Source organism: Neobacillus sp. 19, assembly GCF_049463095.1.
Classification (GTDB): Bacteria; Bacillota; Bacilli; order Bacillales; family Cytobacillaceae; genus Neobacillus.
The window spans coordinates 1-14735 of the sequence record NZ_JBMPZU010000051.1 but is presented as its reverse complement, the minus strand read 5'-3'; the positions used below and the strand labels follow the sequence as shown (position 1 = coordinate 14735).

Annotated in this window: 17 protein-coding genes and 2 pseudogenes; 8 read left to right on the top strand and 11 right to left on the bottom strand. The window is 39.4% G+C overall.

The window, feature by feature from the left end; genetic code table 11:
- The 6 genes from ACO1D1_RS16035 to ACO1D1_RS16010 form a co-directional block, all read left to right on the top strand.
- The coding region (locus ACO1D1_RS16035; RefSeq protein ID WP_423336467.1) for a putative selenate ABC transporter substrate-binding protein at positions 1 to 885 on the top strand (885 nt) is incomplete at its 5' end.
- A gap of 15 nt (positions 886 to 900) precedes the next feature.
- Complete coding sequence (locus tag ACO1D1_RS16030; RefSeq protein WP_423336466.1) at positions 901 to 1659, top strand: phosphonate ABC transporter ATP-binding protein; 759 nt, start codon at positions 901 to 903, stop codon at positions 1657 to 1659.
- The gene (locus ACO1D1_RS16025; protein WP_423336465.1) at positions 1656 to 3176 is read left to right on the top strand and encodes a PhnE/PtxC family ABC transporter permease; all 1521 of its coding nucleotides are present in this window, start codon (positions 1656 to 1658) and stop codon (positions 3174 to 3176) included. Before ACO1D1_RS16030 ends, ACO1D1_RS16025 begins: the two co-directional genes overlap by 4 nt.
- The gene (locus tag ACO1D1_RS16020; protein ID WP_423336464.1) at positions 3118 to 3291 is read left to right on the top strand and encodes a hypothetical protein; all 174 of its coding nucleotides are present in this window, start codon (positions 3118 to 3120) and stop codon (positions 3289 to 3291) included. Before ACO1D1_RS16025 ends, ACO1D1_RS16020 begins: the two co-directional genes overlap by 59 nt.
- A gap of 135 nt (positions 3292 to 3426) precedes the next feature.
- Positions 3427 to 4089 carry a response regulator transcription factor gene (locus ACO1D1_RS16015; protein WP_423336463.1) on the top strand — a complete coding sequence of 221 codons (663 nt, stop codon included), beginning with the start codon at positions 3427 to 3429 and terminating at the stop codon, positions 4087 to 4089.
- Positions 4086 to 5078 (top strand): sensor histidine kinase, encoded by a 993-nt coding sequence (locus tag ACO1D1_RS16010; protein WP_423336462.1) that lies wholly within the window; start codon positions 4086 to 4088, stop codon positions 5076 to 5078. Before ACO1D1_RS16015 ends, ACO1D1_RS16010 begins: the two co-directional genes overlap by 4 nt.
- Positions 5079 to 5107: 29 nt before the next feature.
- Here ACO1D1_RS16010 and ACO1D1_RS16005 read toward each other — a convergent pair whose 3' ends face one another.
- A complete protein-coding gene (locus tag ACO1D1_RS16005) occupies positions 5108 to 7027 on the bottom strand; it encodes an FtsX-like permease family protein (RefSeq protein ID WP_423336461.1) in 1920 nt (639 codons plus the stop codon).
- On the bottom strand, positions 7014 to 7781 hold the full coding sequence (locus tag ACO1D1_RS16000; RefSeq protein ID WP_423336460.1) for an ABC transporter ATP-binding protein: 768 nt from the start codon (positions 7779 to 7781) through the stop codon (positions 7014 to 7016). Before ACO1D1_RS16000 ends, ACO1D1_RS16005 begins: the two co-directional genes overlap by 14 nt.
- 239 nt (positions 7782 to 8020) lie before the next feature.
- Here ACO1D1_RS16000 and ACO1D1_RS15995 point away from each other — a divergent pair, with 239 nt between their 5' ends.
- Together ACO1D1_RS15995 and ACO1D1_RS15990 are read left to right on the top strand one after the other, a co-directional pair.
- The gene (locus tag ACO1D1_RS15995) at positions 8021 to 9187 is read left to right on the top strand and encodes an MFS transporter (RefSeq protein WP_423336459.1); all 1167 of its coding nucleotides are present in this window, start codon (positions 8021 to 8023) and stop codon (positions 9185 to 9187) included.
- An 80-nt stretch (positions 9188 to 9267) separates the two neighbouring features.
- Positions 9268 to 9600, top strand: a complete 333-nt coding sequence (locus ACO1D1_RS15990; protein ID WP_423336458.1) for a hypothetical protein — start codon at positions 9268 to 9270, stop codon at positions 9598 to 9600.
- 39 nt (positions 9601 to 9639) lie between these two features.
- On the opposite strand, the gene ACO1D1_RS15985 is transcribed toward ACO1D1_RS15990, so the two are convergent.
- The 9 genes and pseudogenes from ACO1D1_RS15985 to ACO1D1_RS15945 form a co-directional block, all read right to left on the bottom strand.
- The gene (locus tag ACO1D1_RS15985; protein WP_423336457.1) at positions 9640 to 10416 is read right to left on the bottom strand and encodes a sulfite exporter TauE/SafE family protein; all 777 of its coding nucleotides are present in this window, start codon (positions 10414 to 10416) and stop codon (positions 9640 to 9642) included.
- 91 nt (positions 10417 to 10507) lie between these two features.
- A complete protein-coding gene (locus ACO1D1_RS15980; RefSeq protein ID WP_149870249.1) occupies positions 10508 to 10870 on the bottom strand; it encodes a rhodanese-like domain-containing protein in 363 nt (120 codons plus the stop codon).
- A gap of 134 nt (positions 10871 to 11004) precedes the next feature.
- On the bottom strand, positions 11005 to 12132 hold the full coding sequence (locus ACO1D1_RS15975) for an MBL fold metallo-hydrolase (RefSeq protein ID WP_423336456.1): 1128 nt from the start codon (positions 12130 to 12132) through the stop codon (positions 11005 to 11007).
- 46 nt (positions 12133 to 12178) lie between these two features.
- A pseudogene (locus tag ACO1D1_RS15970) lies at positions 12179 to 12754 on the bottom strand (sulfurtransferase TusA family protein).
- A 51-nt stretch (positions 12755 to 12805) separates the two neighbouring features.
- On the bottom strand, positions 12806 to 13102 hold the full coding sequence (locus ACO1D1_RS15965; RefSeq protein ID WP_423336455.1) for a rhodanese-like domain-containing protein: 297 nt from the start codon (positions 13100 to 13102) through the stop codon (positions 12806 to 12808).
- Positions 13103 to 13125: 23 nt separating this feature from the next.
- A complete protein-coding gene (locus ACO1D1_RS15960) occupies positions 13126 to 13605 on the bottom strand; it encodes a DsrE/DsrF/DrsH-like family protein (RefSeq protein ID WP_149870245.1) in 480 nt (159 codons plus the stop codon).
- Positions 13606 to 13665: 60 nt separating this feature from the next.
- The gene (locus tag ACO1D1_RS15955; protein ID WP_149870244.1) at positions 13666 to 13893 is read right to left on the bottom strand and encodes a sulfurtransferase TusA family protein; all 228 of its coding nucleotides are present in this window, start codon (positions 13891 to 13893) and stop codon (positions 13666 to 13668) included.
- Positions 13894 to 13976: 83 nt separating this feature from the next.
- On the bottom strand, positions 13977 to 14240 hold the full coding sequence (locus ACO1D1_RS15950) for a metal-sensitive transcriptional regulator (RefSeq protein WP_149870243.1): 264 nt from the start codon (positions 14238 to 14240) through the stop codon (positions 13977 to 13979).
- A gap of 147 nt (positions 14241 to 14387) precedes the next feature.
- Positions 14388 to 14722, bottom strand: a pseudogene (locus tag ACO1D1_RS15945) (rhodanese-like domain-containing protein); the annotation flags it as partial.
- Positions 14723 to 14735 lie beyond the last annotated feature (13 nt).

The window sequence follows — 14735 nt, the reverse complement described above, 5'->3', positions numbered from 1 at the left end:
GTTTTATTATTAGCTATTCTTGTCTTCTCCTTAACTGCATGTGGCAGCCAAAAGGATGAAAAAGCAAGTGAAGGAAAAAAAGAAACAACCACTAACGAAGTGTTTGAAATCGGAGCAATTCCTGACCAGAATGCTGCAGATCTTGATAAAGGAATGACGGCTGTTGCCAAATATCTAAGCGACCAGACGGGATTAAAGGTGGAATTTGTTCCTTCCGTTGACTATGCAGCACTAGTTACAGGCTTCCAGCGTGGAGAAATTCACATGGCCTGGTTCGGCGGCTTAACAAGTGTACAGGCGAGAAACCTTGTCCCAGATGCTGAATCAATTGTCCAGCGGCCACGTGATGCTGAGTTCCATTCCGTCTTTATTACACAGGCCTCAGAAAACTTCACAAAGCTTGAAGATATAAAAGGCAAATCGTTTACGTTTGGTAGTGAAAGCTCTACTTCCGGCCATTTAATGCCGCGTTATTTTCTATCGGAAGCTGGTATAAACCCGGATCAAGACTTTGACGGCAAACCGAATTACTCTGGTTCCCATGATGCAACCTATAAACTAGTTGAATCTGGTGCCTTCAAAGCAGGCGCATTGAACGAAGCCGTTTGGGAATCGGCTGTTAAGGAAGGAAAAGTGGATACATCGAAAGTGAAAGTATTTTACACGACTCCCTCTTATTTTGATTATAACTGGACAATTAACAGCAATGTGGATGACGTATTTGGTAAAGGCTCCAAGGAAAAGGTAAAAGAAGCCCTTCTTTCCATCACTGGCGAGCAAAAAGACATTGCAGACTTATTCCAAACGGACAGTTTTGTTGAAACAAACAATGATAATTACAAAAAGATTGAACAAGTGGCAAAAGAATTAAAGATTATTAAGTAGAAGGTGTAGACATCGATGTCTTCAAAAAACATGATTGAAGCAAAAAAATTAATCAAACACTTTGAGCGGAAGATAGCCCTATCTTCCCTTTCTTTTGTTATAAAACAAGGGGAATTAGTGGCTTTGATTGGACCAAGCGGCGCCGGAAAAACGACGCTGCTTAATTCCATTGCCGGGCTAGTGCCCCTTTCTAGCGGTGAACTATTACTAGATGGCCAGCCCCTTTCCGCTTTTAAAAAAGGAAAAATTTTCGCGAAAAAAGTGGGTGTCATCCGGCAGCAATTCGATTTAATTGGACCACTTGCCGTCATTCACAATGTCCTTGCCGGAAAACTGGCGGAATGGGGAACGTTCAAATCACTCTTTTCATTGCTTGTTCCTCAGGAAAAAGAATTGGCGATCCAGGCATTGGAGCGGGTCGGTCTTCATGGCAAGGCATACGAGATCACATCGAACCTATCCGGCGGTGAGCAGCAGCGTGTGGCCATGGCTAGATTGATGGTGCAAAAGCCTGAAATCATTTTGGCCGATGAACCGGTTGCCTCTCTTGATCCGGCGCGAGCCGACGATATTTTGGCGATGCTAGCGAAGATCGTAACCGAAGAAAAGCAAACATTAATCACAAGCTTGCATTCCGTTGAATATGCAAAAAAGTATTTTACCAGAATCATCTCGATGAAAAATGGGGAAATATTCTTTGATTTGCCGACAGAGCAGGTAACAGATGAGCTATTGGCAGAGCTCTATCAGCTTAAAAGCGGTGTGAAGGTATGAAAGTAGTCTCATTCGTCCGCTTGCATAATCGTTTCATCCTTACACTCCTGTTGGGCGCTGTATTTATCTGGAGTCTCTTTTCTATCAAATGGAATGCCGATTTAGTTCATTCCGGCGGTATCCCCACACTTTTACAAATAGTAGATGGTCTCGTTCAACCGGATTTGTCTCCAGAGGTTTTAAAGCTTGGATTCGAATCAGCGTGGATTACTCTCGCCTACGCTGTTGTTGGAATGACGCTAGCCGTTATCTATGCCTTCATCGTTGGGATCCTCGCATCAGGTGTGTTAACTTCCAATAAAATGACCCGAATCATTTCGAAGGTGTTTTTTAGAGGAATACTAGGATTTACCCGCGCGATTCATGAACTGATTTGGGCATGGCTTTTTGTTGCGGCTATTGGACTTTCCCCTTTTGCCGCTATTTTTGCGCTGGCCATCCCATATGGCGGCATACTTGGCCGAATTTTTGCGGATATGCTTAACGATGTATCCGAAGAGCCGATTAAAGCATTAAAATCAGCAGGGGCATCGAAATGGCAAATCCTTATCTACGGTTATCTCCCATTAATATGGGCGGATATGATCAGCTATACCATGTACCGGTTTGAATGTGCAATCCGCTCCTCCGCGATTATGAGTTTTATTGGACTTGGCGGACTGGGCTACCAAATTCAACTGTCACTCCAGGATGTAAAATATGACCGGGTATGGGCATTTGTTTTTTTCCTAATCGGACTGGTTATTTTCGTGGATATATGGAGTAATTTTGTACGTAAGGCCTTAACAGAACGGAAGAGATCCAGTGGATTCAGCCCTGGCTGGCGGTCAGTATCCTTTACCGGGCTGCTGGTCATCGGCTCCTGGGTTTACATTCACCTTGCTGAAAATGCACAATTTTTTGAATTACTATCAGATAAAAATCTCGAAGCTGCCAAGAGATTTTTTGGCGGGCTCATTGGTTTAACTAGCGAGCACCCAGCATTTCTTGACGCGAACAATTGGGCAGCTGCTTTAAAACTAACCCTTGAAACACTTGAAATGAGTATAATGGCAATCGGATTCGCCACCATTGCTGCCTTCCTAACAGTAGTTCCAGCCGCCAGAACCATCGCCAATGGACAATTAACTGGGGCAAAGAAATGGTACAACTGGATTCTCTATGGTGTAGTGCGGATCTTTTACATTTTCTCCAGATCAGTTCCAGAGCTTGTCTGGGCGATGATGATCATTTTTATTTTCAAACCTGGACTGTTACCTGGAGCCATAGCCCTTGCCCTTCACAATTTCGGGATTCTCGGAAAGCTATGGGCCGAGGTCATCGAAGATATGGACTCCCGCCCAATCCGAAATTTAGCTACAGCGGGTGCTTCTAAAATAGAAACTCTATTCTATGGCATCCTTCCCTACTGTATTGCCGAGGTTTCTTACGTATATCCTCTACCGCTGGGAAGTTATTATGCGGACAACGATTGTCGTTGGATTTGTAGGTGCAGGCGGTCTGGGAATGGAATTTAAACTCGCGATGAGCTTTTTCGATTACACGCAAATCACCTTGCTTCTCTTATGTTACATGATTCTGGTGATCATTGCCGATTTTGCATCAGAAAGTACCAGAAAAGCAGTGAAATAATCAGATAAAGAACTATGGCATGTTGAAACACTGGCTATAGTTCTTTTTTGATTTCGTTCCTAAGATACTGACATTTCCTGTATAATAATTTTTACAAGAATACGAAACTCGGCGGTGATTTCTTTGTATAAAGTAATGATTATTGAAGACGATGAAAAAATTAGTCAGATCATGTATGAGCATCTTAAAAAGTGGAAATTTCACCCCTTTGCTGCCAATGACTTTGAGACTCTCGAGCAACAATTCCTGTCATTGAAGCCGGATTTAGTTTTGCTAGATATTAATCTGCCAGTCTATGATGGCTTTTATTGGTGTCAGATATTCCGGCAACTCTCAAAGATTCCGATCATCTTTATCTCTTCACGAACAGAAAATATGGACATTGTGATGGCGATGAATATGGGAGGAGATGATTTTATCCAAAAACCATTTTCTCTTGAGGTGCTGACGGCCAAAATCAATGCCATATTAAGGAGGACCTACACATACCAACAAGAGAATCTTGATTATATCGAACACAAAGGATTAATTCTAAATAGGAATAAAGCTAGTATCTCCTATTTAGACTCTGAACTTGATTTAACCAAAAATGAATATCAAATTTTATTTTTACTAATGAAAAAGAAAGAAACGATTGTGACCAGGGATGAAATCATGCAGGCACTGTGGGAAAGTGAGAATTTTATCGATGATAATACGTTAACGGTTAACATTGCCCGACTAAGAAGGAAATTAGAGGAATTGGGGCTCACGGATTTCATCGAAACAAAAAAACGGCAAGGATACATCATTCCATGACATTTAAACAGTACCTTTCTGACCAAAAATGGCTTCTATTAACCTATCATTTCAACTTGCTATTCATTTCGATCGTAATAAGTGTAGACCCAAAATTACAGGTTAGTCTTGGCAGCCTCCTTTATATAGTCATAATCTCACTCATTATTTTTCAAGTATATGTCATTGCCTCTTATTTTTATAAAAAACATCAACTTGAAAAATGGCAACAATTAACTTTAGATGGCTTAAGCGCCTACCCCGATGCGAAAACATGTGAGCAGCGAATATATCTCCAATCATTGCATAATGTCAGTGATCACTATTTGACGCAAATTCAGAATAGGAACGAGTCTGCGAAGGAACAGCTTGAGTTTATGACCCAATGGTTTCATGAAATAAAAACACCGATTGCGGTCAGTCGCTTATTATTAGAAACGGATGTCGAATCACCAAGTCTGCAGGAGGAAATGGGTCGGATTGAGGGCTATGTTGAACAGGCACTCTATTTCTCCCGTCTTCATGATTTTAATAAAGATTATCTGATCCAAGAGATTGAAATGGAAAACCTAATTAAGGAAATCGTTATCGCTGAATCAAAGACATTTATTGCTAAAAGGATAAAAGTCAATATGCCTAAAAAAAACGTAACAGTTTTAAGTGATAAAAAAGCCTTAACCTATATCATTCGTCAGCTATTGCTCAATTCGCTCAAATATACGAATGAACAGGGAGAAATTTCATTCTCAATACACCCGGAGACGAAGCAGCTTATCCTTCGTGATAATGGGATTGGAATCCCAGCAGAGGACCTTCCCCGCGTATTTGAAAAAGGATTTACTGGAAAAAACGGGCGCAGCCACAAGCGTTCCACTGGAATGGGGCTTTACCTTGCGAAGAAGACGGCTGAGAAATTAGGCCACGACCTCTTCCTTACCTCTCTAGCAGGGAGTTACACGGAAGCGATTTTAACCTTCCAAGAACAGGAGCATTCATTTTATCAAATGTAAAAAACAAGCTCCAAAAAGAGGGCTTGTTTTTACGTTTCTTTGATAATTTTTAGATAGTTGGCAGTGGTTAAGAAGTAATACCCCAAATAAATGAGTAAATATACGACAAAACAGGTGAAAAACGGGACTCTCATGTTGATTTGTAAAAAGTCAGCTAGGATATAGAGAATAACTCCCGTGTTGCTTGCTGCCAGCAGTAACGGGAGAATAAAGACAACGCCCACTTGCCTCGCTACCGCTTTTGAAATCTGCTTGTCTGGGATTCCAATCTTTTTAAGAACCTTATACCGTTCCTTATCAATGGTTGCCTCGATCAGCTGCTTAAAATAAATCATGCTGCCTGTTGCTAGGAGAAATACAAGGCCAAGAAATCCTCCAATAAAGATAAGCAATCCATACGTTTCCAATCCATAATGATAATTTTCATAGAAACTGGTGTAAATCGGCGCATTCTCTTGGTACCTAAATGGGTTAACAACCTTATTTATCTCACGATCTAACCCCTTCGCCATTTTTTCATTCGAAGTTTTATAGATATACAAGGTTTCTTCCGGAGTCATTCCGCGTTTTAATTCTTCGTATAGTTCATCACTAATGACCAAAGGAAATAACATTTCTCTTTGGTTTACCAAAGAAAAATCCTTATAATCTGTAATCGTAATGGTTGCATTGGCAGAAAGTGCAACCTGCCCCCCTGTAAATGGATCCGATTTCTGATCAAGGTTGCCATCATAAAAGGCTGCAGCTTCATGTTTCTTTAAGTGAATGGAATCCTTCAGCCCTCTTAGTTTCATCAAATCCTGAAAGGTTTGTTCGGAGATGAGCAGCGTTTGGAAAAAATCTGGCACTCGATTCAATTTCGAACCAACTGGCTTAATGGAGAGATAGGGAATCCCCTTGTGGTAAAGAAGATCTTCTCCGGACTTTTTTTCTATTAAGGTCCGAACATCTTGATTCGCTTTGTCATCTTTCAGATTAAACATATAGCTATATGGGTTATCGCGCTTTGAAAAATGGTCGATTTGATAATATAAACTATAAGTAACCATACAGGCAATTAACGTGACACTGCTTAATAGGGAAATAACCGTCAAAATGAGTACATTGCCTTTTAACCGGTATAATAAATTCGTAATCGTAAGCAGGTTTTTTCCTTTTAAATAGATGGATGCAAATCTTTGTGCTAGTTTAAGTAAATACGTGATTAGAAAATTCATAAAGAAATAGGAACCAATTACAAGGAATAAAATGGCAGAAAGAAAGCGAATTCCAGTATTCTTTATTAAGTGATCAGGATTAAGGAATAGTAGATAAGCCAATCCAATGAAAACAACAGCCATAGCACTCAGAATCGGTGACCCTTTAGCCAGCCGCTCCCCTTTTCGCTCCGCTTTAAATAATTCTGAAAGGGAAAAACGATAAATTAATCGATAACTGTGAATGGATGTGACTAGAATGATGAAAAGAAAAACTGCCGCCGTTTGGATGAACGCTTGCACTGGAATACTAAACGACACCTCTAGTGAAAACCCCATAAGCTTAAAAATAATCATCATGAAAAGCTTAGAAAATAGCAAGCCAACAGTTATTCCAATTGTTAAAGCAAGCACTCCCATAATGAGATTTTCATATAACAATAATTGGCCAATTTTTTTGCGGCTCATTCCAAAAAGTGCATACAGACCTACTTCCTTTTTCCGCTTTCTCGTGAAAAACGAGTTGGAATACCAGATAAAGATTGCTGCAAAGATGATCAGGATGATGGAAGCGGCCGCAAATGCTGACTCTAGCTTTCCTAGGGTTACCGTCGATGATAGCAATTGTTCATTATACTGTAAGGAAACGAATGTAAAATAGATGGCTATACTGAAAATCATTGAATTTAAATAAATCATATATTGACGGAGGTTTTTCCAGATGTTTTTTCTGGCAATGCTAGATAATGTCATATTGGCCTCCCACAATGGTTGACAAGATGTTTAATATTTGTTGGAAAAGCTGCTTCCTTGTTTGATCTCCTTTATGGATTTCTGTAAAGAGAGAACCATCCTTAATAAACAATACTCGAGAGCAAAAACTGGCTGCATAAGGGTCATGCGTTACCATTAAAATCGTCGCCTGCATCTCTTCATTCAGCTTCCCAAACGTTTGCAGCAAATGATGGGCTGATTTTGAATCAAGTGCACCGGTCGGTTCATCTGCAAACAAGATACTTGGTCTGCCAATGATCGCTCGGCATACTGCTGTCCGCTGCTGTTGACCGCCGGAAATTTCATATGGATATTTGTTTAAAATAGCCTGAATTTCAAACATTTCTGCAACTGTAGCTGTTTTCTTTTTAATCTCATCCTTTGCCATTTTCGTAAAGGTAAGCGGCAGCATGATATTTTCTGCGACTGTTAAGGTATCAAGCAGATTATAATCTTGAAAAATAAACCCCATTTTATCTCTTCTGAATTCTCTCAGCTGATCTTCTTTCATTTTCGTAATTTCTGTCCCTTCGATCCGGATGGTTCCGGATGTTACGGTTTCAATCGATGATAAAACATTCAGTAAGGAGGATTTTCCCGCACCTGATGGCCCCATGACTCCCACAAATTCTCCTTTAGTGATATGGAGATCGATATCATCCAGTGCAGTGAATACGTTCCTTTTTGAGCCAAACACCTTGTTTACTCCCTTTGCTTCTAAAATTGTTTCCATTTATGATTAGCCTCCACCGTTTATTTCTATAGTTTAACTATAAGAAAATAACAACAGGTTTTCCATAATGAATCCTTACGCTTTTAGACTCTTATCTTACATTTTTGTAAGAATTTCAAAAAAGATTTAGGCTGCATACTATTGCCAAGCTAGGAAAAAATTGATTAGAACGTTTATTTCTATTATCCTATAAAGGGAAAGAAATGAATTTTTCGATTCACCTAGGGAGTGAGAATCTAGTGCAAACAAAGAAAGCTTTACCGATTTTATTTGTCGTGATGTTTTTAGTCATGGTTGGATTCGGAATCATTATTCCGGTTTTACCTTTTTATGCTGAAGAAATTGGGGCAAATCCAACGGAACTTGGACTGTTGATGGCCGTTTATTCGCTCATGCAGCTTATTTTTGCACCGATGTGGGGTCAGGTATCCGATCGTATTGGCCGAAAGCCGGTGATGTTGATAGGAATAGCTGGTTTAGCAATTTCCTTCTTGATCCAGGCTCTTTCAACTGAACTATGGATGCTTTTTGCGGCGAGAATATTAGGGGGGATTCTTTCATCCGCAAATATGCCGACAGCCATGGCCTATGTTGCTGATATCACAACAGAAGAAAATCGCGGTAAAGGCATGGGGATCATTGGTGCCGCCACAGGATTAGGCTTTGTGTTCGGGCCGGCAATTGGCGGTATTTTTTCAAAAATCAGCTTAAGTATGCCGTTTTATCTAGCAAGTGGATCCTCAATTATCACGTTGATTTTAGTATTTATTCTTTTAAAAGAATCTAAACAAAACAAGACTCAAACTTCAAAGGAAAAGACATCGATTTGGAAAGCATTTAACGGTGCTGTATCCGTGCTATTTTTTGTCCAGTTATTCATTTCGTTGTCTCTCTCTGGTTTGGAGGCAACGTTTGCTTATTTTGCTGCTAAAAAAGCCGGATTAGACGCCATCCAGCTCGGCTACATTTTCATGATTATGGGCTTTGGCAGTGCATTGGTACAAGGCGGATTGGTCGGCCGATTGACCAAAAAATATGGGGAAAGTGCAGTCATACAAGGCGGTATGATTGTTTCCGCCATTGGATTTGGTTTAATTTTACTTGTACATAATTTTACGACAGCTGCTATTTATTTAACCATTTTCGGCCTTGGCAACGGGGTGATCCGTCCCAGCGTCTCTTCTTTATTAACAAAAACGTCTGCTGCCGGTCATGGAAGTTCAACGGGGCTTTTATCATCCTTTGATTCTTTAGGACGCATTATCGGCCCTCCGGTGGGAGGCTGGCTGTTTTCGATGGCGATAGGTCTCCCATACATTTCGGGCGCGATAATCACTATTGTAGCTTTTCTGTTGTTTTTAACGTTCCGTTCACGATTAAATATGGTAAACACGATGAATTCTTAAACTAAAACTTCCAGTCATACGGCGGCAGTGGACATGCATAAAATGGTACAGGAGAGAATTTCTAAAAGGAGCCCTGTAGCATGAGAATAAAAACAGTCACAAGTGTTTTTTTGCTTTTGGTTATGTTAGGCTTAGCTGCCTATCTTGATTCCCCTTACTCATTTTTGAATAAGAACTATGCCTACACCGCCGATCAGCCTGTCATGGCGCAACCTGTGGAGGTGGAGCAATCTAGTGATGTTCCAGAATTAGAAGAAAAACTTGTAAATACTAAAAGAGTCGATGGCTATATTGTAGAAACATACGAGGAAATTGAGGTTTACAAGGACAAGGATGGGAATATCATTAAAAGTGAACCGACCGGAAAAACAGACAGCATTAGATACTGGGATTACAGTAAGAAAGACCGCTAAACGATAGCGGTCTTTCTTGCTAATGGATTCTTACGTTACTTATAAAATTTCTATCCATGTTTTGACGGCGGTTGCCAAAATTAAAATCCCCATAATCATTTGTAATACCTTCGTATTCACTCTTTTCCCTGCATTTGCTCCTAACGGTGAAGCAAGTAAACTGGCAGCAACCATGATCAGAGATGGCAGGATTGCCACTTGTCCCGTTGAGAACTTTCCGGTAATGGCTCCGATTGAGGAAATAAGTGTAATAGCTAAGGAGGAAGCGATCGTCATTCTAGTAGGTATTTTTAATAAGGTAAGCATAATGGGAACCAACAGGAACGCACCGCCTGCACCGACAATTCCTGCCCCAATTCCAACAATGAAGGCAAATAGCGCTGCAAGCCACTTGTTAAATTTAACTTGGTCTAGCGGGATATCATCAATTCCCTTTTTAGGGACAAACATCATGATTACGGCCATCAACGCTAAAATTCCATAAACGATATTAATTCCACTTTCCGGCATGTGAGTAGAGCCGAATCCGCCAATCAAACTACCAAGCAAAATACTAATTCCCATGTAGACTATAAGAGATTTATTTAAAAAACCACCCTTACGATAGGCCCAAACGCCGCCAATTGTCGAAAAAAAGACCTGTATGGCAGTAATACCGGAAACTTCATGCGCTGTAAACTGGCCAACACCGAGTAAGACCGGAATATATAATAACATCGGGAAGTTGATAATTGCCCCGCCAATTCCTAACATACCTGAAATAAAGGAGCCCACAAATCCAATCAGGAAAATCGTGATGATAAAGCTAATGTCCATGGTATCCTCCTCTAAAAAAAGGGAAACAGCATTGGTTCCCCTTTTACATAATTTTTAATCGCTATTATTATCGCTTACTTATTCATTTTGTCTAATGCCAAGCACTCATGCCGCCTTTAACATTCGTTACTTTAGTAAATCCTAGATTTTTCAGCATTTTACTTGCCTTTTGACTTCTCATGCCGCTTTGGCAAATTACCACCACTTCTTGGTCCTTTGACAATTCCTTATCAGATTTCTGTGCAAGCTGCTGGAGAGGAATATTTTTGAAACCTCTAATATGGTTCCCCTTATATTCTCCAGGTGTTCGGACATCGACAAATTGTTTATTCTTATCATTTAATACCCTTTTTAAATCGGCAGTTGAAATATTTGTCACACCTTTTATTGGCAAGAACCGCTTGATAATAAAGAAAAGAAATAGCGCAAGGATAAGATAATTTACTAATTGCATAATATATCTCCTTTGAAACTCATAATATAAACTTGTTACTCATCACCAGAAACGTTAGACCGACTAATTCCTCAAGAACCCGTTGTTGTACAATTCTTGGTTTGTTTTGTTTTCTCAGACATATAATGCCCTCCTTACCGTACTGCACATCGATTTGGTCCAATTTCCATTTCCCTTTGGTGTGCTTCATCCGGAGACATTATCCCCATATTGGTTTTGCGAATTTCCTGATACGCATTAGGTTGTGGCGGTAAGTTCTCGGTTACAAGCTTTCTAAATTCATTTTCATCATGAATTGTAAGACCATGATTTTTTGCGAATAATATACCAAGCTTTTCTGATACACTACCATCATCGTTTAATTCATCAATGATCATAAAATGTGCAGGGAGAACTAGGAGCTCTTCAGATAATTCCTTGTAACGGTAATAAAGAGTTTCCCTTAAATCGCCAACCCAGTCCTCCGCCATTCCAGCGAGATCAGGCCTTCCAATTGAATCAATGAACAAGATATCACCAGAGAGTAAGAATTTTTTGTCCACAACAAATGAGGTAGAACCAATCGTGTGACCTGGAGAATATAATGCCTGAATTGAAATTGTTGTTTTACCTATCGATACCTCATTGCCATCTTCTAATGGCTGGTACTTAAAGGTTACTTCTGTTGCATCCTTCGGCGGCAGCCAGTAAGTTGCACCGGTTTTTTCAGCAATTGTACGTCCTCCTGAAATATGGTCCGCATGAAGATGTGTATCGAAAACATGGGTGATTTTCACATCCATACTTTCAGCAAAATGAAGATAAACATCGGTCATACGTGTTGCATCAATTAATGCGGCTTCATCATTGGAAACAACCATGTAAGACAAACACCCCTTACCAATCCGTACAAACTGATAAATTTCGCCGCCATCATTCAAATCCCCAATCTTGACGGGTTCCAAGTGCTCACTCCACGCCTTCATACCACCTTGTAAGTAAGAAACTGATACCCCAGCTTCAGCAAGCATCTCAGCTACCATAACCGATGAACCTTCCTTAGCACAAACAACTAATATCTCGATATCCGCAGGCATTTTCTCCAAGATCTCTTCTACACCATCGAGCAATTCAAAATAGGGAACATTTAAATAGTTAAAGTTCTCTCCTTCAATCTTCCAATCTTGAAAATCACTTTCATTCCGAACATCGAGAATAAATAACTTTTCTTTATTAAAAACTTTTGCAGTTATATCTTTTGAGGTCATTACATTTACAGTCATTTTCCAAATTACCCCCTGTGGTATTATTTTGGTTAAAAAAAATTAATTAACGATCTATTCCTGTCGTTTGTCCCATCCATTGACTCATACCTGGGACAACATTAATTACGGCCGTAAATCCCTTTTCAGATAACTTTTGGGCTGCAAGATCACTCCGGTTACCAGTGCGACAAACAACATAAATTTCATTTTCATTATTTAATTATGCCATTCTTTCCTCCAATTCTCCAATAGGAATAGAGATGGCATTTGGAATGTGGTTAAAAGCAAATTCTGCTGCTTCCCTTACATCCAGAAGTACGATATTTTCATTTGCTTCCAATTTTTTTTCAAGATCGTCATTATTAATCGTATTTGGATGTTTTTTTTCATTTAACTCATCGTTAGATGATTTTCGAAGATAGTGCTTTAAAACCTCTCCATCTTCAATGGTTCCCAAATATTGATGACCTGTACTTTCAGCCCATGCTTTCATATCCGCTTTTGAACCTTTATCTGTCGCTAAAACTTCTAATACTTGTCCCGCTTCTAAATTATTCATAGCCTTTTTTGTTCTTACAATTGGCATTGGACAAGCTAAACCTTTGGCATCCAAAATGACGTTAGCTTTTATGTTGTTCATCCTAATCCTCCTGTTAACTTACCCATCCAGGTATTATTGTTATTAAAAAAATTATTCGACTTTACCTTCCCAAGCAAGCATTCCGCCAGCCATGTTGATTACGTTAAATCCATAGCTTTCAAGAAATTGTGAAGCCCGGCCGCTTCTTCCGCCTGAACGGCAAACGATGATATACTCTTTGGTTTTATCCAATTCATGCATGCGAAACTCAACTAAGCCTAGAGGCATACTGATTGCTCCTGGGATTTTGCCAGTCTTTACCTCATCTACTTCACGAACATCAATGATAGTTATTTTCTTTCCTTTATTTAGTAAGGCCTCAACGTCTTTTGTAGAAATTTCTCTCACAGTGTGTTCCTCCTCCTATTTTCTTAGATAAATAGATTTACATTCCCGTCTTGTGCGTCTGCTAAGTAGGCTGCAACACCAGCATAGTCAATTTCATCTAAAAGTTCTTCTTGTTTCAGTCCTAACAAATCCATTGTCATAGTACATGCGACTAGCTTTACATCCTGCTCTTGAGCCATTTCGATTAACTGCGGTAAAGGCATGGCATTATGCTTTTTCATAATATCTTTAATCATTTTTGGTCCAAATCCAGCAAAATTCATTTTGGAAAGTCCCATTTTATCAGCGCCTCTAGGCATCATTTTTCCAAACATTTTTTCCATAAACCCTTTTTTCACAGGAACGTTTGCATCTTTTCGAAGAGCATTTAATCCCCAAAATGTGTGAAAAATAGTTACTTCATGATCATAAGCAGCAGCTCCATTTGCAATAATATAGGCCGCCATCGCTTTATCGTAATCTCCACTAAATAAGACAATTGTTGTCCGTTTCTTATCTGTCATGTCGTTACCTCCTGGTTGTTTTTTCATATACCTGTATAGGTATATTACTAGTTAAAAAAATTATCCCTTTTTAATCCAAAACTTTAAAATATTGTTTTCTTCTTCGTGTTTTACTAATTCATGTCCACTTGATTTAGCCCATGCAGACAGATCATTTTTTGCCCCTTTATCAGTGGTGTGAATTTCTAGTACTTGACCAGATTCAAGTTCATTTATTGCCTTTTTTGTCTTAACAATTGGCATCGGACATGCTAAACCTTTTGCATCTAATACTTTCGCTATATTCACTGATTCATTCCTCCTAAAGAATACTTACCATTACCCCTATGGGTATAATAGTATTAAAAATTAAAGAAGGTGTCAACCCTTCTTTAACGACTTTTCACCAGCAGATTAACCGCTTCTTTTACTAATTCTTCCATACTTCTTTCGCCTTCTTCAGTGGCTTTTTGAACACACTCCACTAAATTAGAACTAACGACAACCCCAATTGTACGATCGATGGCTGTCCTTGCTGCAGATAATTGGGTGATCACTTCTTTGCAATCCTTATTTTCTTCCATCATTCTAAGAATTCCTCTTAATTGTCCTTCAATCCGTTTCACTCTATTTTTCATTTGATCATTATAATCCATGCACGTAACCTCCTTGATACAGAACGATATTGACAAGTTATATAATATACCCATTAGGGTATTTTGTCAACCGTATATTTTTTCAAGCAAAAAGAGCATCAATTGACGATGCCAATATGCCTGTATTATATCTTTTTAATCCAAAATTTAATCACCGTTTCTTACAGAAGAATACGTTTTCCAACCGCCATCTACATTTTTAACACGATAACCGTTATTCTTTAGAATCCGACTGGCTAAATATCCTCTTAATCCTATTTGACAACTGACATAAATGGTCTGATCTTTTGGAATATCCGCTAATTTATTTCTTAGTTCGTTTTAGGGAGATATTTATGGAGCCTTCGATATACTCCAAATTCACGTTCCATTGGCTCTCGAACATCGATTAAGAGTCCACCCTCTGCAACAATTTGGTCCACTTCATGCCATTGAATATGCTCCAATTCACCTTCTGTGATATTGGATGCCACATAGCCTGCCCATATTTACAGT

Bases quoted from the DNA above. Each gene is read 5' to 3' on its own strand.
- ACO1D1_RS16030 (WP_423336466.1), top strand. From the start codon at position 901: ATGTCTTCAAAAAACATGATTGAAGCAAAAAAATTAATCAAACACTTT.
- ACO1D1_RS16025 (WP_423336465.1), top strand. From the start codon at position 1,656: ATGAAAGTAGTCTCATTCGTCCGCTTGCATAATCGTTTCATCCTTACA.
- ACO1D1_RS16020 (WP_423336464.1), top strand. From the start codon at position 3,118: ATGCGGACAACGATTGTCGTTGGATTTGTAGGTGCAGGCGGTCTGGGA.
- ACO1D1_RS16015 (WP_423336463.1), top strand. From the start codon at position 3,427: ATGATTATTGAAGACGATGAAAAAATTAGTCAGATCATGTATGAGCAT.
- ACO1D1_RS16010 (WP_423336462.1), top strand. From the start codon at position 4,086: ATGACATTTAAACAGTACCTTTCTGACCAAAAATGGCTTCTATTAACC.
- ACO1D1_RS16005 (WP_423336461.1), bottom strand. From the start codon at position 7,027: ATGACATTATCTAGCATTGCCAGAAAAAACATCTGGAAAAACCTCCGT.
- ACO1D1_RS16000 (WP_423336460.1), bottom strand. From the start codon at position 7,781: ATGGAAACAATTTTAGAAGCAAAGGGAGTAAACAAGGTGTTTGGCTCA.
- ACO1D1_RS15990 (WP_423336458.1), top strand. From the start codon at position 9,268: ATGAGAATAAAAACAGTCACAAGTGTTTTTTTGCTTTTGGTTATGTTA.
- ACO1D1_RS15985 (WP_423336457.1), bottom strand. From the start codon at position 10,416: ATGGACATTAGCTTTATCATCACGATTTTCCTGATTGGATTTGTGGGC.
- ACO1D1_RS15980 (WP_149870249.1), bottom strand. From the start codon at position 10,870: ATGCAATTAGTAAATTATCTTATCCTTGCGCTATTTCTTTTCTTTATT.
- ACO1D1_RS15975 (WP_423336456.1), bottom strand. From the start codon at position 12,132: ATGACTGTAAATGTAATGACCTCAAAAGATATAACTGCAAAAGTTTTT.
- ACO1D1_RS15960 (WP_149870245.1), bottom strand. From the start codon at position 13,605: ATGACAGATAAGAAACGGACAACAATTGTCTTATTTAGTGGAGATTAC.
- ACO1D1_RS15950 (WP_149870243.1), bottom strand. From the start codon at position 14,240: ATGGATTATAATGATCAAATGAAAAATAGAGTGAAACGGATTGAAGGA.